Below are 19,927 nucleotides of genomic sequence, written 5' to 3'. Positions count from 1 at the left end.
CCTTCGTCACGTCAGCTCGACCCGCCGGCCGCGCGCGCCGCCTCGGCGGCGCGCAGGACCCACTTCGGCGTCTCGCCGTAGCGCTGGAACGGCACGAGCTCGCCCGCCGCGCTGTCGTCGATGAGCTGGGCGAGCCGGCGTTCGCGGGTCGCCTGCTGCTTCGCCTGCAGCACCCAGTGCGTCACCTGCCGGCGGTACGTCGGCGTCGCCGCCTCGAGGAAGGCGGATGCCGCGGGGTTCGCCTCGACTCGGGCGGCCCACTCGGGCGGCAGCTCTTGGTCGGGGTTCTCGTGCGAGTACACGCCCGTGCGATCTTCGCGCCGGCGGGCGTATGCGGCGAGGCCGGCTTCGGTCATGAGGCCCTGCGCGGTGAGCTCTTCGACGAGTGCGATGTTGACCTTCGACCAGATGCTGGAGGGCTTTCGCGGCGACCAGCGCTGGCGCGTCGCATCGTCGTCGATGCGCTGGGCGACCGAGTCGATCCAGCCGTAGCAGAGGGCGACCGGCACGGCCTGCTCCCACGTCAGCGGGCGATCGGCGACGTGCTTCTTGTAGAGGCCCATCCACAGCTCTGTCTCGGTGTCGTGGTTCGCCTCGAGCCACGCACGGAACTCGTCGGGCCCGGAGAAGAACACCGCGGGGCGTTCGGGCGTGCCGCCCGGGGTGCCGATCTGCTGCGCCATGCCGCGAGTCTGCCATGCGCCGCCGACACGTGCGGCGCCGCGCCGAGCCGACGCGGCGCGGCGCCGTTCAGCGCCGAGGCGTCCACCCCGGCGGCAGCGGCTCGTCGATCGTCGCCCGCTCGAGGTCGGCCGCGAGCGACCACCCCTGCGCGGCATCCGCTTCGTCGAAGCCACCCCGAGCGACGCGGAAGCCGACGTCCTCGTGGTGCATGCCGGGCGCACCGCCGCGCCGGGTCGACGCGCGCACGCTCCACGCGTCGTCGGCGAAGCCGCCGCCGCGGAACACGCGGTAGTCGTCGTAGCGCGCCGGGTCGAGCAGGTCCCAGCACCACTCCCACGTGTTGCCGAGCGTGTCGAACAGCCCGTTGAGGTTCGGCAGCTTGAGCCCGACCCGCTGCGGCGCGGAGACGCCGTCGGCCGCCGTCCACGCGACCTCGGCGAGCGGGCCGTAGTGGGGCCCCGTCGACCCGGCACGGCACGCGTACTCCCACTCGGCCTCGGTCGGCAGGCGATAGCCGTCGCTCGTCGCGTCCCAGTGGACGTCGAGCCCGTCGAACGCGTACGCCGGGTCGAGCCCCTCCCACTCGGAAGCGGCGTTGCAGAAGCGGATCGCCCGCAGCCAGCTCACATCGGCCGCCGGGCGAAGCGGATGGCTCGCGGTCTCGCCGATCGCCTCGGCGAGCTGCTCCTGGGTGACGGCGAAGCGGCCGATCTCGAACGATTCGAGCTCGACCGTCCACCGCACCTTCCGGCGCGCGTCGTGGAGGCCCACCATGCCCGCGGGCAGGCGCACCATCTCGAGATCGGGCATCAGCCGGCGTCGGCCTCGGGGACGAGCCGGATCGTGACGTCGTAGCGGCGCTCGCCCACCACCGTGGCGACGATGCGCTCGGCATGGTGGGCGTACTTGGCGCGGTACGCAGCGTCGAGGTCGCGCTGCACCTCGGCCGAGGCGCCCGCGAAGCTCACGTCGCGTTCGACACCGCCGGCCCTGACACGGCCCGTGCCGCTCGCGACGGCGCGGCGGTACCAGCCGGCCTCGGGGCCGTACGCCGAGCGCACGAAGAGGTCGTCGCCGACGCGGGCGACCCACATGGTGACGTACGGGCGCAGCGACCCGTCGGCGCGCCGAGACGCGAGCTGCAGCTCTTCGGCGGCGCCGACGCGGTCGAGCTCGTCGGCGGTCCAGTCGGTCATCGGCGGCTCCTTCGGTCTCGGATGATGTGCCGGCAGGTGAACGAGCCTACGCTCGAAGGAGGTCGCGGGACGGAGGACGGCATGATCCAGGTGCGGGTGCTCGGCATCGCGCTCGACCAGTCGGGGCAGCATCTCGTGCTGCTGCGTCCGCTCGCCGACGACCCGGACGGGCCGGTCGTCGTGCCCATCTGGATCGGCCGGAACGAGGCGAACTCGATCCTCATCGCACTCAGCAGCGAGTCGACCCCGCGCCCGCTCACGCACGACCTCATGACGACGCTGCTCGGCACCCTGGGCGCCCGCCTCGAGCGGGTCGAGGTGACGAAGCTCGACGAGGGCACGTTCTACGCCGAGCTCACGCTCGTCACCCGGCAGGGGCCGCGCATCGTCGATGCCAGGCCGTCCGACGCGATCGCGCTCGCCGTGCGGTCCGAGGCGTCGATCTGGATCGCCGAGCAGGTGCTCGAGGACGCCGGAATCCCGGCGGAGCTCGCCGGCGAGGCGGCGTCCGAGCCCTCCGGGTCGTCGCACCACGGGGATGCCTCGGGCGGAGCCGCCATGCCGATCGACGAGTCGAAGCTCGAGGAGTTCAAGCGGTTCCTCGACGACGTCGACCCCGAGGACTTCGAGGGCTGAGCGCCGCGCCGCGCGATGCGCGCGACGGCGCGGCAGAATGGCAGGCATGGATGCCTCGTTGCCGGCGCGAACCGTGATGCCGAAGCCGCAGTACGTGATGGCCGCCGACGGCACCCGCATCGCGACCTACACCTGGGGCGACGACGACGCGCCGACCGTGCTGTGCGTGCACGGGTTCGCCTCGAGCTGCAAGGACAACTGGGTCGACACCGGCATGGTGCGCGACCTCACGGCGGCCGGCTTCAGGGTGATCGGCGTCGATCAGCGCGGCCACGGTGCGAGCGGCACGCCGCACGAGGCATCCGCCTACCGCATGTCGGCGTTCGTCGACGACCTCGTGACCGTGCTCGACACGTACCTGCTGGTCGAGGGGGTGCGCTATCTCGGGTACTCGCTCGGCGGGCGCGTGGGCTGGCAGCTCGCGGTGCAGGCGCCCGAGCACGTGTCACGCGCGGTGCTCGGCGGCATCCCCGACGGGCGGCCGCTCGCCCGCCTGCAGATCGACCAGGCGCGCGCCTACGTCGACGAGGGCGCGCCCGTCGACGACCAGGTCACCCGCAACTACGTGACCCTCGCCGAGCGCGTGCCCGGCAACGACCTGCGCGCGCTCATCGCGCTCGCCGAGGGCATGCGACTCGGCGACGCCGACCCCGACCCGGCCGACCCGCCGCGCCAGCCGGTGCTCTTCGCGACCGGCACGGAGGACGCCATCGTCGAGCAGTCGCGCAGCCTGGCGGCGGCGACGCCGAACGGCACCTTCGTCGAAGTGCCGCGGCGGCACCACTTCAACACGCCCGGATCGCGGGTGTTCCGGCAGGCGGCGGCGGAGTTCCTCGCGGTCGGCTGATCGCGGCCGGGAGCGGCGCCGATCCGATCCCCGCGCCGCGCGATCGTCGGAGGGGTACCGTCGCCGGGTCGACTTCGATACGGTGAGTGCGTGCGCAGTCCGGGGGGAACGGGCAGGTCGAACGTGGCGGCGAGTCGCTCGCGGCGGCGATCCGGCGGTGGGCGAGCGCGGGCGGCCGTTGCCGTCGGCGCGCTGATCGCCGCGCTGTTCGCCCCGTTCGGGGCGGCCACCTCGGCGACGGCCGCGACCCTCCAGCCGTCGGGCCTCGCGACCGGCATGATCGTCGACGGCACCGTCGACCCCGGCACTCCGCCGAACACCTTCAACTGGGGCGACTTCATCACCGGCGTGCAGCCCGACAGCAGCTTCACGTTCACCCCGACCGGCCCGTACACGACGACCCAGGGCCTGGCGTCGACCGGCATCATCGAGGGTGCGTTCGACTGGGACAACAGCTCGCTGGCCGCTGCCTGCGCCGCGGGCGCCGAGCCGACCGGCGCCCCGCCGAGCCAGAGCCCGAACACCAACCCGTGGCTGCCAGGCACGGCGAAGCCGAACGAGAAGGGCGATCTCTGCTCGACGGCGTACGGGCTCGAGGTGGTCACCGATGCGGCGGGCACCCGCCACACCATCCTCTACGGGTACTGGACCCGCTACGTCGGCAACGGCGAGGTCAGCATCTTCCAGCACCTCGAAGGGCCCGGCAACGGGCGCTGCAACGACGTGCTGATCGAGTTCGACTACGAGTCGTCGGGCACCACGGCGCGAGTGCTGCGCTGGGCGCCGACCGCGGGAGACGCCTGTGCGAACCCACTCGGCGCCGGCACGTGGGTGGCACAGCCCGGCACGGCCGACTTCACCTGGGCGACGGGCATCCGGCAGGAGGGGCCGCCGCTCACGAACCAGCCGCTCGACACGTTCGGCGAGTTCGCGATCGACCTCAACACCTCCGGCATCTTCGCCCCGACCGAGTGCCGCACCTTCGAGGTGTCGGAGATGTTCACCCGCACGGGCAACTCCGCCCAGGCGAACATCCAGGACTTCGCCGACCACGCACCCGACGCCATGAGCCTCTCGAACTGCGGCGCGCTCACGGTCACGAAGGCGACCGTGCCCGACGACGTGGAGCCGACCGACGACTTCGGGTTCACCATCACCCGCGAGGGCGGACCGGTGATCCCGGGGCCGCCGCCCGTCGACTCGATCGTCGACACGCTCGCGGCCGGCGAGACGAAGACGTACGAGGACGTGCTCGTGAGCTCGCAGTACCACCTCACCGAGACGTCGATCCCACCGCCGTGGTCGCTCCAGTCGATCGTCTGCACGGCGATCCCGCTCGGCGGCGGTCCGCCGCAGGAGTTCGTCATCGACGACCCGTCCGACGCGTTCCTCGTCTCACCCGAGAACACGACCGACTGCGTCATCACGAATGCCGCGGCCGTCGTCACGGTCGAGAAGCAGACGCTGCCCGACGGGGCGGCCGGTGCCTTCGGGTTCGAGGTGACCGGCCAGGACGACGTCACGCTCGGCGACGGCGATCGCCGCTCGTTCGCCGTGCCCGTCGGCGAGGACGTGACCATCACCGAGGCGGCGGCCGACGGCTGGCTCGCGCCCGACATCGCGTGCGACGGCGGCGGCGCCGAGGTCGACGGTCGCTCGGCGACCGTGACGCCGGCGGCGGGCGAGAACATCACGTGCACGTTCACGAACACGCAGCTCGGCACGGTCATCGTGTCGAAGGAGGCGCACGGGGTCGACGGGCGGACGTTCTCGTTCGCCAGCGACCTGCCCGGTGGCGAGGCCTTCGACATCGAGGTGCCGAACGGCGACGGGACACTCTACGAGGAGACGTTCACGGGCGTGCCGCCCGGCGAGTACACGCTCAGCGAGGACTCGGACGCGGCCGATCCGCCGACCCGGCTCGCCGACCTCTCGTGCACCTACGGCGGCACCGATCACACGGGCGACACCGCTGCGCGCAGCATCGACTTCACCGTGCTGCCGGGCGAGACCGTGCGCTGCTTCTTCACGAACAGCCTTCCGGGCTCGATCGCCGTCATCAAGCGCACCGTGCCGGTCGAGTACGACCAGCTGTTCGACTTCGTGTTCACGCCGCCCGACGCGGCGCCGACGGGATTCCAGCTCAACGGCGACTCGACTCCGCCGAACGTCGCGCTCCGGTCGTTCGGGTCGCTCGAGCCCGGGTCGTACACCGTCACGGAGCCTGCGGACGTCGACGGCTGGACGCTCGAAGGACTCGACTGCAACGGCGCCGAATGGCAGCCGAGCGCGGACGGCCGCGGCGTCGTCGTCGACCTCGCCGACACCGACGCGGCGGTCTGCTTCTTCACCAACCGTGCCGACACGGCCTCGCTCACCCTGACGAAGACGGTCGCGGGCGCCGATGCGGATCTCGCGTGGTCGTTCGCGTTCGACCTCGTCGGACCCGACGGCACCACCATCGGTCGGACCGCGACCCAGGCAGCGCCGACCGTGCAGTGGGACGAGCTCGTGCCGGGTGCGACGTACACTCTGCGCGAATCGGGCGCCGCCCAGGCGGGGTGGTCCCGCGGTGCACCCGTCTGCGGCCTCGAGGACCTCGATCCCGCTACGGCGGGACTGCAGTTCTCACCGACGCCGGGACAGGCCGTCGAGTGCACGGTCGAGAACACCGCCGAGGCATCCTCGATCAGCGTCGCGAAGGTGGCCGCGGGCATCGGCGACGACTTCGCGTGGTCGTTCGACCTCGGCATCGATCCGGTGCCGACGGGCGAGTCGAGCCCGAAGGTCGTCAGCGGTGTCGGGCAGTCGGGCGAGATCGTGACCTGGGGTGCGCTGATGCCCGGCCGCAGCTACTCGATCACCGAGTCGGGTGCGTCGGGCTGGTCGAGCGACGTCGCCTGCACGGGGCTCGCGGACGAGGACCTCGAGGCGCCCGGGCTGCAGTTCACGGCGCCCGTCGGTCTGGACCTCGAGTGCACGATGACGAACCGGGCGACGGCCGGCACGGGCGCGCTCACCAAGACCTCGCTCGGCGGCGACGGCGAGTTCGAGTTCGTGCTCACCGACCTCGACCACGCGATCGACCCGATCACCGTGGGCGTCACGACCGCGGGCGGCGGCGCGGAGGTCGAGCTGCCGCAGATCATCCCGGGCGTGCGCTATTCGTTCGTCGAGGTCGACCGCCCCGACTGGATCGAGGGCGCGCTCACCTGCACGATCACGCCGGGCGACGGCGGCCCCCCGTTCGTGCTCGACGATCTCAGCGACTTCTCGGTGAACCCCGGCGACGTGGGCGCCTGCAGTGCGGTGAACTCCGCCTACGGCCGCATCGTCGTGGTGAAGGCCGTCGACGGGGCCGACGGCGAGTTCGGCTTCACCGGCGACTGGCGGTCACCGCCCGAGTTCACGATCACGACGAGCGACGGCACGGGGGCGGCAGCGTTCGACGGGGTCGTTCCCGGCAGCTACACCGTCGAGGAGCTCGCGCGCGACGGCTATGAGACGACCGGGCTCGCCTGCGTCGACGGCGCCGCCGACGGCACCCCGTCGACGACGGCAGACCTCGTCGGCTCGATCGGGCTCGACCCCGGCGAGACCGTCACCTGCACGTTCACGAACACCGAATGGGGCGTCATCGTCGTCGACAAGTCGACGACACCGCCAGGCTCGTCGCAGGAGTTCGGCTTCGAATGGGGGCCGGACGGCGGCGACGAAGCGGGCTTCGCTCTGTCGGATGCCTCGGAGCCGTTCACCACCGCGCCGCTCGCGCCCGGCGACTATCGGGTGACCGAGCTCGAGACCGCCGGGTGGGCGCTCGACGGGGTCACGTGCACCGGCGGGGCGTCGGAGCCGACGATCGACGGCGCGAACGCAGTGATCGCGCTCGGGCTCGGCGAGACGGTCGTGTGCACGTTCGCGAACTCGCAGGTGCCGCCGCCCGAGCCGCCCGAACCCCCCGAGCCGCCCGCGCCCGAGCCGCCGGACGCCGGGGCCCTGCCCGCCTCGGGTTTCGAGGCGCTGCAGCCGATGCTCGCCGCGATCGCGCTGCTGCTGGCCGGCGCCGGCGCGTACGCGCTCGGCCGGTCTCGCGATCGGCGCGCCGCGTCGGGTCCGCGCTGAGCGCACGCCGGGGCATCCGGCCTGTATCGGCCCCACCCCCGGTGTCGGCGCGAGCGCGTACGATGAATGCCGGACGGAACGGGTAGGAGCGAGGCGACCGGATGACTGACGAGCACCCCACGGTGGGCGGGTCGTCGGCGACGCACGCCCACGCCGCCACCGAGTGCCCCGAGTGCTTCGTCGAGTTGCGACGCGACGGCGACTGGTGGATGGCGCGGCCCGAGGGGTCGCGTCTGGTGGGCCTGGTCGTGGCCAGGGCCGACATGCCCCCCATCCTCGAGCAGCGCGAAGACCTGCTCGCGTTCGGGGTCGCGATCCTCGACTTCCGCTACCCGGCGCCCGAGAACGTCGGCGAGTCGTGGGAGCAACGACTCGCCCGGTTCTTCGGCACCCTGCACGGCGGCGACGTGCTCGTCGTCGCGAACGTGCACGCGCTCGGCCGCGACGTCGAAGAAGAGTTGCGCACGCTCGCCGAGCTTCGCCGGCGCGGGGTCGTCGTCAAGGTGCTGAGCCACGGGGCGCGGCACCTCGCGAGCACCGGGCTCGACTGATCGGCACCGGGCATCCGCGCGGCCGCGATGCGGGCACGAGCGTCGTGCGCACGGCCCGCATCGGTGCCCGAAGATCGCCGCTCAGAAACCGAACTGCTGGGCGGTCCCGAGATTGACGGGAGCGCTCACCACCGAGGGGATGCCGTCCTCCTCCACGGAGTCGGACGCCACGACCGCGTACGCGTTCGGCACCCCTTCAGATGACGGCGGCCCGAGCTCGGGTCCCGTCTCGAGCGCGACGATGCCGATGGTCTCGGGGTACCCCGGGTAGATCGGTTCGTCGGCGAGGTAGGCGGCGAGGTCGTCGCCGGGCGCGACCCCGCGCTGCGTGGTCACGGCGACGCCGTCACCGACGACCGGAAGGGTGAACTTCACCGCGACGTTCGTCGGCATGCGACCCGGTCCTTCGCCGAGATCGTCGCTGACGCGGATGCCCGGCCAGACATAGGCGAGGTACTCTTCCGCGCCCTCCTCCTCGACGGTCGGCACCTCGCCGAGCACCGCGGTGAGCGTCCCGACGATCAGGCCGGTGTCGTCCTCGTACGAGGTCGAGGTCACGACCTCGCCGGCGGCGTCTTCGAAGTCGAGGCCTTCGGCGCGCACGACGATCGTCGTCACGGCGGCGAGCCGATCCGCCGGCTCGGTGGCCGACTCGGTCGACGTCGGCCCGGACTCGTCGGGTGCGGGAGTCGCGTCGGTCGGCGGTGCGGAGGTCGCCGGGGTGGGCCCCGGGCCCGCGAACGGCGCCGGGCCTCCGGTGAAGGCGACGAGCGCGCCGCCCGTCACGAGCACGATGAGCAGCACCGCCGCGACGAGGCTGCCGACCAGCAGTTCGGTGCGGGGACGCCGTCGGGGCGTTCGTCGGGCCTCGGCCATGAGTCCGCCCTTGGCGGACGCCAGCAGGCGAGCCATCTCGTCACCGTTCGGTGGTTCAGTTCTCATCGACGGTCACCGCCTTCCTCAAGCGAATCCGACTGCGGGAGACCCGCTGCTTGACCGCGCCGACGCTGAGGCCGAGCTCGGTGGCGGCCTGCGCGTACGGCAGGCCGTCGAGGAGACACAGTTCGCAGACGCGGCGGTCGACCGGCTCGAGCCGCTCGATCGCGTCGAGCACCCATCGCAACTCCTCGCGGGCGGACTCGCGCGCCTGGTCCGCCCTGACGATCGACAAGTGCGCCGGCATCCATTCGTCGGGCAACGCGTCGGTGGCGGCGCGTGCACGCTTGCGGGCTGCGTTCGCGGCGATGTTGCGGCAGGTCACGAGCAACCAGGGCAGCAGCGACCGATCGAGCAGCGCGATCTCCGGGCCTCGTCGCCACAGTGCCAGGAACGTGTCCTGGACGATCTCCTCGACATCCATGCGGCTCGGCGCGAGCGCCCACGCATAGCGGGCGACCGTGTTCGAATGCCGGTCGAACGCCTTCGACAGGGCTCGCTGGTCGCCGGCGCCGATGCTGCGGAGCAGTTCGGCGTCCCCGGGTTCATCGTCCTCCACGGAGTACCTCCTCACTGCAGGAATGTCGCGGAAGCACTCGAAGGTCACACGCGGGCCTCGAACTTCTCGGTTTCGAGCGTTCACCCTGCCAGATTCCGACCCGCCCCGCGACGGCCTCGGGGTGGACGTCCCGACCCTCGCACGGGGGCGCGAAAATGAACGGCCGCATCCTCGCGCCCCGCCCGGGCGGCGTGCGGGGGCGTGCGTAAATGAATCCGCCGCGCCGGCGGCTCACCCGCGGGCGCCCCATGCTCGTAGGCTCCCTCGCGACGGCCGCATCGATGCCGCCGTCGACGGCTCGACGACCGAGCGGTTCGAGGACTCGATGAGGAGCATGAACGTGAGAGAGATCACCCGGGACGTCGTCGTGATCGGCGGCGGCGTCAGCGGTCTGGTGACCGCCCGCCGACTGGTCGAGGGAGGCGCATCGGTCGCGCTGCTCGAGGCCCGCGACCGCGTCGGCGGCCGCACCTGGTCGGACACGGTCGACGGCGAGTGGTTCGAGCTCGGCGGCCAGTGGATCTCGGCCGGCCAGGACGCCCTCGAGTCGCTGCTCGGCGAGCTCGGCAAGGAGAGCCATCCGCGCTACCGCGAGGGCCGCTCGGTCTACCTCGCGCCCGACGGGCGCCGCACCGAGTTCGAGGGCGACGACTTCCCGACCGCGTCCGAGACGGTCGCGGCGATGAACACCCTCATCGCCGCGCTCGATGCGCTCGCCGCCGAGCTCGACCCCGCCGCGCCGTGGGAGCACCCGCGCGCCGCCGAGCTCGACGCGATCAGCTTCAGCGCGTGGCTGCGCACCCTCAGCGACGACGAGGAGGCGATCCGCTCGTTCGACCACTTCATCGCCGGCGGCATGCTGACGAAGCCGGCGCACACCTTCTCGGTGCTGCAGGCGATGCTCATGGCCGCGTCGGCGGGCTCGCTGCACGAGCTCGTCGACGACGGCCTGCTGCTCGACCGGCGCGTCGTGGGCGGCATGCAGTCGGTGTCGACCCAGCTCGCCGACGAGCTCGGCGACGACGTCGTGTTCCTGTCGTCGCCCGTGCGGAGGCTCGACTGGACCGACGAGGGGCCGGGCCGCGCGGCATCCGTCGTCGCCGAGAGCGACGAGCTGCGGGTCAGCGCGCGCTTCGCGGTCGTCGCCGTGCCCCCGAACCTGTACTCGCTCATCCGCTACGAGCCGCACCTGCCGCGCGAGCGCATGGTCGCGCAGCAGCACCAGTCGATGGGCCTCGTCGTCAAGGTGCAGGCCGCGTACGACACGCCGTTCTGGCGCGAGCGGGGCCTCGCGGGTACGGGCTTCGGGCGCGATGAGTTCGTCTGCGAGGTCTACGACAACTCGACGCACGACTCGTCGCAGGGCATGCTCGTCGGGTTCGTCGTCGATGTCGAGGCCGAGCGGCTCTGGGCGATGCCCGAGGCCGAGCGCAGGGCCGCGGTGCTCGACTCGTTCGCCGCGTACTTCGGCGACGAGGCGCGGAACCCGGTCGCGGTCGCGATGTCGGACTGGGGTGACGAGGAGTGGACGCGCGGCGCCTATGCGTGCAGCTACGACCTGGGCGGGCTCAGCCGCTGGGGTCACCTGCAGAACGAGCCGGTCGGCCCGATCTTCTTCGCGTCGAGCGACATCCAGGGCGTCGGCTACCTGCACGTCGACGGCGCGATCCGCATCGGCGCCGACACGGCGAAGCGCATCTTGGCCGCGGGGTAGGGCGGCGACGGCGCGGATGGCTCGGCCGCGTGCCGAACTCGCGCGATGCATCCGCGCCCGCGCGCCGGCGCGGGCGCGGGCGCGCAGTGTGCTGCATCGCCGTCAGCGTGCGGGCGCGATGCGGTATCGCGCCGTGAGCCCGTCGAGCAGCAGTCCGAGTGCGAGCTCGAACGCGCGGTCGGCGACCAGCACGCGCTCCTCGACGAGTCGCCGGCGGTGCAGTGCGTACGCCTGGGCGACGATCCCGGGCGCCTCGGGGGCGTAGACGTCCTCGGGGCCGAGCGAGTCGATGGCGCCGCCGAACACGAGCTGCTCGATCGCCGAGATCGACGCGAACACCTCGGGCGGCGGGAAACCGGCAGCCTGGAACCCGACGATGACGCGCTGGTACATCTGCGTCGCCTCGGGGGTGTCGCGGATCGGCAGGTGCGCGTAGATCGCGACGCACTCCCGGTGCGCGCGCAGCACGCGAAGGTAGCTCCACGCCCAGCGTTCGGTCGCCGCTCGCCAGGGAAGCGGGCCGAAGCCCGAGACATCCACCTCGCGCACGAGGCGCTCCTGGATCCACCCGAGGATGACGGCTCGCGATGCGGCGTGGTTGTAGATGGCGCTCGGGACGACGCCCAGACGGTCGGCGAGCGCCTGGATCGTGAGTGCGCCGGCGCCCTTGCGGTCGACGAGGCGCAGCGCCTCGTCGGTGATGCGCTCGCGGTTCAGCACCGCGACGCGCGGCCGGCCGGCCCCGCGGCGGGGCGGCCGTGCCGCGTCGTCGGTCATGAGTCGGGGTGTTCCCGCGGGCCGAGGGGCCGCTCGAGCCGGCCGGTCAGCTCGCCGCGACCGCGGTCGCCGTCACCGCGGCGAGGCTCTCGCGCACGATCGCGAGGCCGCGCAGCAGCTCGTCGTCGGTGATCGTGAGCGCCGGCAGGAACTTCAGCACCTCGTCGAACGCGCCAGAGGTCTCGATGACGAGCCCGCGCGTGAAGGCCTCCTTCGAGATGCGCCCCGCGAGGCCGCGGTCGCCGTCGGAGACGAGGCCGTACATGAGGCCGCGCCCGCGCACGGTGAGTCCGAGCGACGGGTTCTCGGCGGCGATCAGCTCGAGCTCGCCGGCGAGGAGCGCCGACTTGCGGGCGACCTCGTCGACGAACGCCGTGTCGGCCCAGTACGCCTCGAGGGCGACACGGGCGGAGACGAACGCGAGGTTGTTGCCGCGGAAGGTGCCCGTGTGGGCGCCCGGCTTCCACACGTCGACCTCGGGGCGCAGCAGCACGAGCGACATCGGCAGGCCGGAGCCCGAGATCGACTTCGACACCGTCACGAGGTCGGGCACGATGCCCGCGGCCTCGAAGGCGAAGAAGGCACCGGTGCGGCCGACCCCCGCCTGGATCTCGTCGAGGATGAGCAGGATGCCGCGCTCGGCGGTGATCGCGCGCAGGCGCTGCAGCCACGGCACGCTCGCGACGTTGATGCCGCCCTCGCCCTGCACCGCCTCGACGATGACCGCCGCAGGCAGGTCGAGGCCCGATCCCGGGTCGTCGAGCATCTTCTCGAAGAGGTCGAGGGTGTCGACGTTCTCGCCGAGGTAGCCGTCGTAGGGCAGGCGCACGACGTCGTCGAGGGTGACGCCAGCAGCCTCGCGGTAGTGGCTGTTGCCGGTGGCCGCGAGGGCGCCCATGCTCAGGCCGTGGAACGCGTTCGTGAACGCGACGACGGTCGGGCGGCCGGTCGCCTGGCGGGCGACCTTGAGTGCGGCCTCGACGGCGTTCGCACCGGTCGGACCCGTGAACTGCAGCTTGTGGTCGAGCCCGCGCGGCTCGAGGATGAGGCGCTCGAACGCCTCGATGAACGCGCGCTTGGCCGAGGTCGCCATGTCGAGCCCGTGGATGATGCCGTCGCGCTCGAGGTACTCGATGATCGCGCGGGTGAACGCCGGGTTGTTGTGCCCGTAGTTCAAGACGCCGGCCCCGGCGAAGAAGTCGAGGTACTCGCGGCCGTCGGCGTCGACGAGGGTCGAACCGGTCGCCCGGTCGAACACCGTCGGGAACGAGCGCACGTAGCCGCGCACCTCGGACTCGCGGCGGTTGAAGACGTCAAGGTTCGCGGCGTCGCTCATGGCAGGCGGACTCCTCTGCAGATCAGGGTTTTGCGGTGCATCGAGCCTACGGCCTCGAACGGTGAGTCGGCTGCGAGCGGCCGCCCGGGGGGTCTGCCCGGGGATCAGGCCGTCACGGCGGCGTCGCCGTTGCGCCGCGACGTCGAGTCGCGGACGACGAGCTCACTGGCCGGATCGAGGCTCGACCAGTCGACGGGCTCTCCGTCGAGCAGGCGGATCAACGCGTCGACGGCGAGCCGCGCGGTCTCGACGGGGCGGAGGTCGAGCGCGGTGATGGTGGGGGTCGAGGTGCGGTTCATGACCGCGTCCGAGCCGGCGACGACGAGCAGGTCGTCGGGGACGCCGACGCCGAGTTCGCGGGCCCCTGCGACGAATCCCGCCGCGTGACGACCGGTCAGGCAGTACACGCCGTCGGGCGGGGCGTCGCCCGTGAGGAGTTCATGCGCGACCGTGCGACCGCCGTCGACTCCGCTCGTCTCGTCGCGTGCGCGAATCATCGGCTCGATGCCGTGCTCGGCGGCCCACTGCTCGTAGCCGCGCCGTGCGTGCGCGTTCCACGAGTTCTCGTCGGTGCCGGTCACGAGCGCGACCCGTCGCGCCCCGGCGTCGAGGAGGTGGTCGAGGGCGAGCCGCGTGTCGCGCTCGGTCTGCTGCGCGATCGCAGGGAAGGCGTCGGCGCGCGCGGGGTCGACGCCGACCGCGACGAACGGGATGCGCTTGCGGTCGAGCAGGGTGAGCGCGGGATCGTTGCGGATCGGCGCTTCGACGAGGCAGCCGTCGGCGGCGAGCGACGAGGGCGGCGCGCCGGGCTTCGTCGGGTCGGAGATGAGCATGAGCGAGTACCCGTGGTCCATCGCGGCCAGGGCGGCGGAGCCGGCGAACCGGAGGAAGTAGTCGACCCCCTCGGGCATCGCGGTGTCGAGCGACTCGAGCGGCCGGATCAGCAGCGAGATGACCCCGAGCTTCGACTGCCGGAGTCCGCGGGCCATGGCGTTGGGCTCGTAGCCGAGTTCGTCTGCGACGCGCTTGACCCGCTCGATGGTCTCGGCGCCGATCGTGCCCTTGCCGTTCAGCGCGTTCGAGACCGTCGTTCGCGAGACGCCGGCGCGCTCGGCGACGTCGTTGATCGTCGGTCTCGCCGCATCGATGGACACCCGGCCAGCGTAGCAAGCGGACTGCGCTGATCGCAGCAGGGATCCTCACAGAGAGAATCGATTTACGGAATCGATTTACAAGAATCGATTCTTCTAGTAGCTTCGCCGTAGCTCATCGCACTCGACGGCGTGAGATTCGACGGAGAAGCTCAGGAGGACACAGTGAAAACCGCAATGACAAGAGCATCGATCGCGCTCCTCGCGGTCGCGAGCCTGGGGCTCGCGGGATGCACGGCGGATCGAGGCGGCGATTCCGGCTCGACGCTCGACGAGGGCGAACTCCTGCAGCTCACGCCGGCCGCGACCGGCGAGGTCGACAAGGTCACGTGGAACTCGACCTACGGCGAACTCGCGACGCTCGACCCGGTCAAGGCGTTCAACTACCCGGAGAACACGATCCTCTCCAACCTCTGCGAGTCCCTGTTCCAGATGCAGCCGGACTTCTCGGTCGAGCCGAACCTCGCCTCGAGCTTCGAGGTCTCCGACGACGCACAGACCTACGTCTTCCAGATCCGTGACGACGTCACCTTCTGGGACGGCACGCCGATGACCGCCGATGACGTGGTGTTCAGCCTGAACCGCCACCTCGACCCCTCCGAGGGCAGCTACCTCGCATCGAGCTTCGCCGATGTCACGGGCATCGAGAAGACCGGCGAGTGGGAGGTCACGCTCACCCTTTCGGAGCCGAACACCATCCTCGACGAGGAACTGGCCACGAACCTCGGCGCGGTCGTGCAGCAGCAGCAGCGCGAGGCCGCGGGAGAGGACTACGGCAACCCCGAGGCCGGCGTCATGTGCACCGGGCCGTTCCAGGTGGGCGAATGGAAGCAGGGCCAGTCGATCTCGCTCGACCGCTACGACGACTACTGGAACGCCGAGAAGCGCGCCAAGGCGAAGGAGGTCGAGATCGGCTTCGTCGTCGACCCCACCGCCATCGCGACGGGGCTCTCGACCGGTGAGATCCAGGGCTCCTACGACGTTCCGCTGCCGGCACTCGGACAGCTCTCGACGAGCAGCACGGGCGCACTCTCGTACGGCGAGGGCATGCAGATCATGGCGATCATCTCGACCGGCAACGGCACCTTCGGCGACCCTGCAGTGCGGCGCGCCCTCACCCGGGCGACCGACCGCCAGGCCATCGCCGACACCGTCTACGAGGGCACGGGCACGCCGTCGCGCTCGATCGTGCCGCAGGGACCGTGGAACCACTACCCCGACGTCGCCGAGCAGCGCGACGCCGAGCTGCCCGACCTGAGCTACGACCTGGACGCCGCGAAGCAGGAGCTCGAGGCCGCGACCGTCGACCTCTCGCAGCCGATCAAGATCGCCTATCCGAGCGAGCGCTCGTTCTACGCCGACATCCTCAACGAGATGGCGAACGGTGCCAAGGAGCTCGGCCTCACCCTCGAGCCGACCGGCGTGCCGAGCGCCCAGTTCGGAGCGTTCTTCTCCGACCCCGAGGCGCGCAAGGGCTACGACGGCTTCGTCACCACCAACTACCTCTCGAGCCCGTCGCCGCTCGCGCACCTCGACAACGTCGCCTACACGGGCAGCCAGCAGAACTACGCGGGCTTCTCCGACCCCGAGATCGACGCGGCGATCGACGCCGCCTACGCGGAGAGCGACCCCGCCAAGCGGGCAGAGCTCACGGTCGACGCGGAGGCGCTCGTCATGCAGCAGCAGCCCTGGGTGCCGATCAACGACCTCGCGGTCCGGCTCTACCTCGACCAGTCGGTGACCGGGGTTCCCGCCTCCTTCATCTACCTGTACTACCCCTGGGCCGCCGACCTCGGCTCGGCCGAGTAGCCGGGTGCGCGCGGGAAGGGATCGTCCATGCTCTACGTACTGAAACGCCTCGTCGCACTGGCGCTGGTGCTGCTCGTCTCCAGCTTCATCGTGTTCAGCGGGATGTACCTCGCTCCGGGAAGTCCCGAGCAGTTCCTCGTGCAGGGGCGCACGGTCAGCCCCGAGGTGCTCGACGCGATCCGGGCGCAGTACGGGCTGGATGATCCCTTCCTCGTGCGCTACTGGAACTGGCTCATCGACGTGCTCCACGGCGACTTCGGCCGGTCCCTGCTGACGCAGCAGGATGTCTCGACCCTCATCGAGTCGCGCCTGCCCACCACGCTCTTCCTCGCGGCATACGCGGCGATCCTGATCGTGCTCCTCGGCGTCGGGCTGGGCATCCTCGCGGCCACGCGCTCGGGCGCCTTCGAGAAGGTCGTCGTGTTCGGCTCGAACCTCGGGTTCGCCGTGCCGACCTTCTTCGCCGCGCTCGTGCTGATGGCGCTGTTCGGTGCGAACCTCGGCTGGTTCCCGGTGTCGGGATCGGGGGAGGGGTTCGCCGACCGCGTCTGGCACCTGACGCTGCCGGCGATCGCCCTCGCGTTCCCGGCGATCGCGGTCGTCGCCCGGATCACCCGCACGGCGGTGCGTGAGGAGCAGGGCTCCGAGCACGTCGTGATGGCGGTCGCGCGCGGGGTGCCGAAGCGCATCGTGCTCGGTCGGCACACGATCCGCAACTCGATGCTGCCCGTGACCACGGTCATCGGCACGAACATCGCGGGCCTGCTCGCGAGTGCATTCGTGATCGAGTACGCGTTCACGCTCGACGGCATCGGATCGCTGCTCGTCAACTCCGTGCAGAAGAAGGACTTCGCCGTCGTCCAGGCGATCGCACTCATCATGGTGCTCGCGTTCGGCCTCATCAACCTCATCGTCGACCTGCTCTATGCCGTCATCGATCCGCGGGTACGACTCGCCAGGGAGGTGTCGGCATGACGAGTCGGCAGATCACCACGGAGCCGCCGGCGAACACCGTCGGCCAGGACACCGTCGCGGTGCAGGCGATCCGCCGGCAACGACTCGACGGCCCGGTCACGGGCTGGCGGCGGCTGCGCCTGCGGCTCGGCACCCTCGGGCTCGTCTGCGTCGGCATCCTCGCCGTCGTCGTGCTCACGGCCGTCTTCGCGCCGTACATCGCACCGTACGACCCGTACGTCGGATCGATCGTCGACCGGCACCTCCCGCCGAGCCTCGAGCACTGGTTCGGCACCGACCAGTCGGGTCGCGACATCTTCTCGCGCATCGTGTGGGGAGCGCGCACGAGCCTCATCGGCCCCACGGTCGTCGTGCTCGTGGCCGCCGTCTCGGCCTCGCTCCTCGCGCTGACCGCGGTGTGGTTCGGCGGCCGGGTCGACGCGTTCATCGGTCGCGTCCTCGACGTGCTGTTCGCGTTCCCGAACATGCTGCTCGCCATCCTCGCGGTCGCGATCTTCGGGCCGTCGCTGCTCACCGCCTCGATCGCGCTCGCCATCGGCTTCACGCCGTACTCGGCCCGCGTCATCCGGTCGGTGGCGCTGCGCGAGCGCAACCTGCCGTACGTGTCGTCTGCGCAACTGCAGGGCATCTCGGGACTCGTCATCACGGGGCGCCACATCCTGCCGAACGTGCGCACCCAGATCTTCACGGGCATGACCATCAACTTCGGCTACGCGATGATCGACCTCGCCGCGCTCTCGTTCCTGGGGCTCGGCGTGCAGCCGCCGACGCCCGACTGGGGCCTCATGGTCTCGAACGGCCAGGCCTCGCTGCTGCAGGGGTACTGGGAGCAGAGCGTCTTCGCGGGCCTCGCGATCGTGATCACCGTGGCCGCGCTCGGTTACGTGGGAGAGCAGCTCGGCGGACGCCGGGCGGCGGGAAGGACGCGCTGATGCTGAACGTCGAGCACCTGACGCTCGCGGTCGCCGACCCCGACACGGGCGAGGAGACCGAGATCCTGCGCGGCAACTCGTTCTCGCTCCGCCAGGGCGAGGCCCTCGGCCTCGTCGGCGAGTCGGGCTCGGGCAAGTCGATGACGTTGAAGTGCCTCCTCGGCATCGAGCCGGGCGGCGCCCGCGTCGGCGGATCGATCGAGCTCGACGGAACCGACCTGCTCGCCGCGCGCGGCGAGCAGCTCCGGCGGATCCGGGCGAACGACCTCGCGCTCATCGCGCAGAACCCGCACGGCGCGCTCAACCCCGTGCTCCGCGTCGAGCGGTTCCTCGTCGAGGGCATGGCCGATGCCCGCGGCATCCCCAAGGCGGCGGCGAAGGCCCGCGCCGCGGACTTGCTGCGGCAGGTGGGAATCACCGACACCGAGCGGGTGCTGGGCTCCTACCCGCACCAGCTCTCGGGCGGGATGCTGCAGCGCGTCGTGATCGCGGGGGCGATGTCGGGCGAGCCGAAGCTGCTGCTGGCCGACGAGCCCACCACGGCGCTCGACGTGACGACGCAGGCCGAGGTCGTGGCGATCCTCGACGAGAAGCGCCGCCAGCACGGGCTCTCGATGATCTTCGTGACGCACGACCTCGACCTCGCGGCGGCGGTGTGCGATCGGCTGGCCGTCATGAAGGACGGTGCGATCCTCGAGATCGGCACGCCCGACGACATCCGCGACCGGCCGAAGACCGAGTACACGCGTGCGCTCATGGCCGCCCGACCCCTGCTCCACCCGGCGGGGCGTGCGCCGGTGCCCGCGAACGGAACGGAGGCGCACGAATGAGCGAAGACCTCATCCTGGAGGCGGTGGGACTCCGCCGCACCTTCCATGTCGGGCGCCGGTCGAGCGTCACGGCGCTCGACGACGTCTCGTGCACGGTGCGCCGCGGCACCTGCCTCGCCGTCGTCGGCGAGTCCGGGTCGGGCAAGTCGACGCTCGCCCGCGTGATCGTCGGGCTCGAGACGGCCGAGGCCGGCGCGGTCCGCATCGACGGGAACGAGGTGCGACCGACCACGTCGCGATCGCGCCTGCGCGCGCGATCGAAGCTCGTGCAGATGGTCTTCCAAGATCCGCAGGGCTCGCTCAACCGGTCGCTGCCGGTCTCGGCGACCATCGACGAGATGCTGCGCGTGCATCGGCCCGACCTCGATCGCGCCGGGCGCCGGGCGCGGCTGCTCGAGCTCTTCGCCGAGGTGGGCCTCACCGAACGGCACGCCGACGCGAAGCCCTCTGCGCTCTCGGGCGGCCAGAAGCAGCGGGTCGCGATCGCCCGCGCGCTCGCCGCCGAGCCCGAGATCATCGTGCTCGACGAGGCGGTCTCGGCGCTCGACGTCTCGGTGCAGGCGCAGGTGCTCGACCTGCTCGCCCGGCTGCGCAGCGAGAAGGGGCTCACCTACCTCTTCATCACGCACGACCTCTCCGTCGTGCGCGCCGTCGCCGACGACGTCATCGTCATGCGCAGGGGCCGCATCGTCGAACGTGGGACGGTCGGCGAGATCCTCGACCGCCCGACCCATCCGTACACGAGACTGCTGCTCGAGTGCGCGCCCCAGCCCGGCTGGGTGCCGCGGCGCGGCGTCATCGAGCAGCTCGCCCACCAGCTCTGAACCGCGCCGGGAACCCGTCGCGCCATCTCCACCGCAACCGCTGAAGGA

Annotated in this window: 18 protein-coding genes; 10 read left to right on the top strand and 8 right to left on the bottom strand. The window is 71.5% G+C overall.

Going from position 1 to position 19,927, the window contains the following annotated elements; all coding sequences use genetic code 11:
- Positions 1-11 precede the first annotated feature (11 nt).
- The 3 genes from LR269_RS17345 to LR269_RS17335 all read right to left on the bottom strand — a co-directional run bounded on the left by LR269_RS17345 (position 12) and on the right by LR269_RS17335 (position 1,880).
- The gene (locus LR269_RS17345; RefSeq protein ID WP_231432002.1) at positions 12-683 is read right to left on the bottom strand and encodes a YdeI family protein; all 672 of its coding nucleotides are present in this window, start codon (positions 681-683) and stop codon (positions 12-14) included.
- A gap of 67 nt (positions 684-750) precedes the next feature.
- Positions 751-1,494 (bottom strand): SUMF1/EgtB/PvdO family nonheme iron enzyme, encoded by a 744-nt coding sequence (locus LR269_RS17340; protein WP_231432001.1) that lies wholly within the window; start codon positions 1,492-1,494, stop codon positions 751-753.
- The gene (locus LR269_RS17335; RefSeq protein WP_231432000.1) at positions 1,494-1,880 is read right to left on the bottom strand and encodes a DUF2255 family protein; all 387 of its coding nucleotides are present in this window, start codon (positions 1,878-1,880) and stop codon (positions 1,494-1,496) included. The genes LR269_RS17340 and LR269_RS17335 overlap by 1 nt, the downstream gene beginning before the upstream one ends.
- Before the next feature lie 81 nt (positions 1,881-1,961).
- Here LR269_RS17335 and LR269_RS17330 point away from each other — a divergent pair, with 81 nt between their 5' ends.
- The 4 genes from LR269_RS17330 to LR269_RS17315 all read left to right on the top strand — a co-directional run bounded on the left by LR269_RS17330 (position 1,962) and on the right by LR269_RS17315 (position 8,036).
- Positions 1,962-2,516, top strand: coding sequence for a bifunctional nuclease family protein (locus tag LR269_RS17330; RefSeq protein WP_231431999.1), 555 nt, complete (start codon positions 1,962-1,964; stop codon positions 2,514-2,516).
- A gap of 46 nt (positions 2,517-2,562) precedes the next feature.
- Entirely contained in the window at positions 2,563-3,363 is an 801-nt protein-coding gene (locus LR269_RS17325) for an alpha/beta fold hydrolase (protein ID WP_231431998.1), read from the top strand.
- Positions 3,364-3,486: 123 nt separating this feature from the next.
- The gene (locus LR269_RS17320; protein WP_231431997.1) at positions 3,487-7,485 is read left to right on the top strand and encodes a DUF5979 domain-containing protein; all 3,999 of its coding nucleotides are present in this window, start codon (positions 3,487-3,489) and stop codon (positions 7,483-7,485) included.
- A gap of 101 nt (positions 7,486-7,586) precedes the next feature.
- Positions 7,587-8,036 carry a recombinase family protein gene (locus LR269_RS17315; protein WP_231431996.1) on the top strand — a complete coding sequence of 150 codons (450 nt, stop codon included), beginning with the start codon at positions 7,587-7,589 and terminating at the stop codon, positions 8,034-8,036.
- Positions 8,037-8,117: 81 nt separating this feature from the next.
- On the opposite strand, the gene LR269_RS17310 is transcribed toward LR269_RS17315, so the two are convergent.
- Both LR269_RS17310 and LR269_RS17305 read right to left on the bottom strand, forming a co-directional pair.
- The gene (locus tag LR269_RS17310; protein ID WP_231431995.1) at positions 8,118-8,948 is read right to left on the bottom strand and encodes a hypothetical protein; all 831 of its coding nucleotides are present in this window, start codon (positions 8,946-8,948) and stop codon (positions 8,118-8,120) included.
- Positions 8,949-8,967: 19 nt separating this feature from the next.
- Positions 8,968-9,531, bottom strand: a complete 564-nt coding sequence (locus LR269_RS17305; RefSeq protein ID WP_231431994.1) for an RNA polymerase sigma factor — start codon at positions 9,529-9,531, stop codon at positions 8,968-8,970.
- Positions 9,532-9,871: 340 nt separating this feature from the next.
- Between LR269_RS17305 and LR269_RS17300 the strand changes: the two genes are divergently transcribed.
- Positions 9,872-11,245 (top strand): NAD(P)/FAD-dependent oxidoreductase, encoded by a 1,374-nt coding sequence (locus tag LR269_RS17300; protein ID WP_231431993.1) that lies wholly within the window; start codon positions 9,872-9,874, stop codon positions 11,243-11,245.
- 102 nt (positions 11,246-11,347) lie between these two features.
- Here LR269_RS17300 and LR269_RS17295 read toward each other — a convergent pair whose 3' ends face one another.
- The 3 genes from LR269_RS17295 to LR269_RS17285 all read right to left on the bottom strand — a co-directional run bounded on the left by LR269_RS17295 (position 11,348) and on the right by LR269_RS17285 (position 14,512).
- A complete protein-coding gene (locus LR269_RS17295) occupies positions 11,348-12,022 on the bottom strand; it encodes a TetR/AcrR family transcriptional regulator (protein WP_231431992.1) in 675 nt (224 codons plus the stop codon).
- A gap of 46 nt (positions 12,023-12,068) precedes the next feature.
- Positions 12,069-13,358, bottom strand: a complete 1,290-nt coding sequence (ectB, locus tag LR269_RS17290; protein WP_231431991.1) for a diaminobutyrate--2-oxoglutarate transaminase — start codon at positions 13,356-13,358, stop codon at positions 12,069-12,071.
- A 104-nt stretch (positions 13,359-13,462) separates the two neighbouring features.
- On the bottom strand, positions 13,463-14,512 hold the full coding sequence (locus LR269_RS17285) for a LacI family DNA-binding transcriptional regulator (protein ID WP_231431990.1): 1,050 nt from the start codon (positions 14,510-14,512) through the stop codon (positions 13,463-13,465).
- A gap of 174 nt (positions 14,513-14,686) precedes the next feature.
- Between LR269_RS17285 and LR269_RS17280 the strand changes: the two genes are divergently transcribed.
- The 5 genes from LR269_RS17280 to LR269_RS17260 are packed head-to-tail and all read left to right on the top strand — an operon-like array spanning position 14,687 to position 19,879.
- Positions 14,687-16,318, top strand: coding sequence for an ABC transporter substrate-binding protein (locus LR269_RS17280; protein ID WP_231431989.1), 1,632 nt, complete (start codon positions 14,687-14,689; stop codon positions 16,316-16,318).
- A gap of 27 nt (positions 16,319-16,345) precedes the next feature.
- On the top strand, positions 16,346-17,293 hold the full coding sequence (locus tag LR269_RS17275; RefSeq protein WP_231431988.1) for an ABC transporter permease: 948 nt from the start codon (positions 16,346-16,348) through the stop codon (positions 17,291-17,293).
- Positions 17,290-18,225 carry an ABC transporter permease gene (locus LR269_RS17270; protein WP_231431987.1) on the top strand — a complete coding sequence of 312 codons (936 nt, stop codon included), beginning with the start codon at positions 17,290-17,292 and terminating at the stop codon, positions 18,223-18,225. Before LR269_RS17275 ends, LR269_RS17270 begins: the two co-directional genes overlap by 4 nt.
- The gene (locus LR269_RS17265) at positions 18,225-19,055 is read left to right on the top strand and encodes an ABC transporter ATP-binding protein (protein ID WP_231431986.1); all 831 of its coding nucleotides are present in this window, start codon (positions 18,225-18,227) and stop codon (positions 19,053-19,055) included. Before LR269_RS17270 ends, LR269_RS17265 begins: the two co-directional genes overlap by 1 nt.
- Positions 19,052-19,879 carry an ABC transporter ATP-binding protein gene (locus LR269_RS17260; protein ID WP_231431985.1) on the top strand — a complete coding sequence of 276 codons (828 nt, stop codon included), beginning with the start codon at positions 19,052-19,054 and terminating at the stop codon, positions 19,877-19,879. Before LR269_RS17265 ends, LR269_RS17260 begins: the two co-directional genes overlap by 4 nt.
- Positions 19,880-19,927 lie beyond the last annotated feature (48 nt).

This window comes from Agromyces sp. S2-1-8 (assembly GCF_021129215.1).
GTDB lineage: Bacteria > Actinomycetota > Actinomycetes > Actinomycetales > Microbacteriaceae > Agromyces > Agromyces chromiiresistens.
Note: the sequence above shows the minus strand (reverse complement) of the source record. Positions and strands in the feature narration are given on the sequence as shown.

What these genes read in the sequence shown, in the direction of transcription:
- LR269_RS17275 (WP_231431988.1), top strand. Translation starts at nt 16,346, where the DNA reads ATGCTCTACGTACTGAAACGCCTCGTCGCACTGGCGCTGGTGCTGCTC.
- LR269_RS17325 (WP_231431998.1), top strand. Translation starts at nt 2,563, where the DNA reads ATGGATGCCTCGTTGCCGGCGCGAACCGTGATGCCGAAGCCGCAGTAC.
- LR269_RS17340 (WP_231432001.1), bottom strand. Translation starts at nt 1,494, where the DNA reads ATGCCCGATCTCGAGATGGTGCGCCTGCCCGCGGGCATGGTGGGCCTC.
- LR269_RS17345 (WP_231432002.1), bottom strand. Translation starts at nt 683, where the DNA reads ATGGCGCAGCAGATCGGCACCCCGGGCGGCACGCCCGAACGCCCCGCG.
- LR269_RS17295 (WP_231431992.1), bottom strand. Translation starts at nt 12,022, where the DNA reads ATGACCGACGACGCGGCACGGCCGCCCCGCCGCGGGGCCGGCCGGCCG.
- LR269_RS17310 (WP_231431995.1), bottom strand. Translation starts at nt 8,948, where the DNA reads ATGGCTCGCCTGCTGGCGTCCGCCAAGGGCGGACTCATGGCCGAGGCC.
- LR269_RS17280 (WP_231431989.1), top strand. Translation starts at nt 14,687, where the DNA reads ATGACAAGAGCATCGATCGCGCTCCTCGCGGTCGCGAGCCTGGGGCTC.
- LR269_RS17315 (WP_231431996.1), top strand. Translation starts at nt 7,587, where the DNA reads ATGACTGACGAGCACCCCACGGTGGGCGGGTCGTCGGCGACGCACGCC.
- LR269_RS17260 (WP_231431985.1), top strand. Translation starts at nt 19,052, where the DNA reads ATGAGCGAAGACCTCATCCTGGAGGCGGTGGGACTCCGCCGCACCTTC.
- LR269_RS17335 (WP_231432000.1), bottom strand. Translation starts at nt 1,880, where the DNA reads ATGACCGACTGGACCGCCGACGAGCTCGACCGCGTCGGCGCCGCCGAA.
- LR269_RS17270 (WP_231431987.1), top strand. Translation starts at nt 17,290, where the DNA reads ATGACGAGTCGGCAGATCACCACGGAGCCGCCGGCGAACACCGTCGGC.
- ectB (WP_231431991.1), bottom strand. Translation starts at nt 13,358, where the DNA reads ATGAGCGACGCCGCGAACCTTGACGTCTTCAACCGCCGCGAGTCCGAG.
- LR269_RS17330 (WP_231431999.1), top strand. Translation starts at nt 1,962, where the DNA reads ATGATCCAGGTGCGGGTGCTCGGCATCGCGCTCGACCAGTCGGGGCAG.
- LR269_RS17265 (WP_231431986.1), top strand. Translation starts at nt 18,225, where the DNA reads ATGCTGAACGTCGAGCACCTGACGCTCGCGGTCGCCGACCCCGACACG.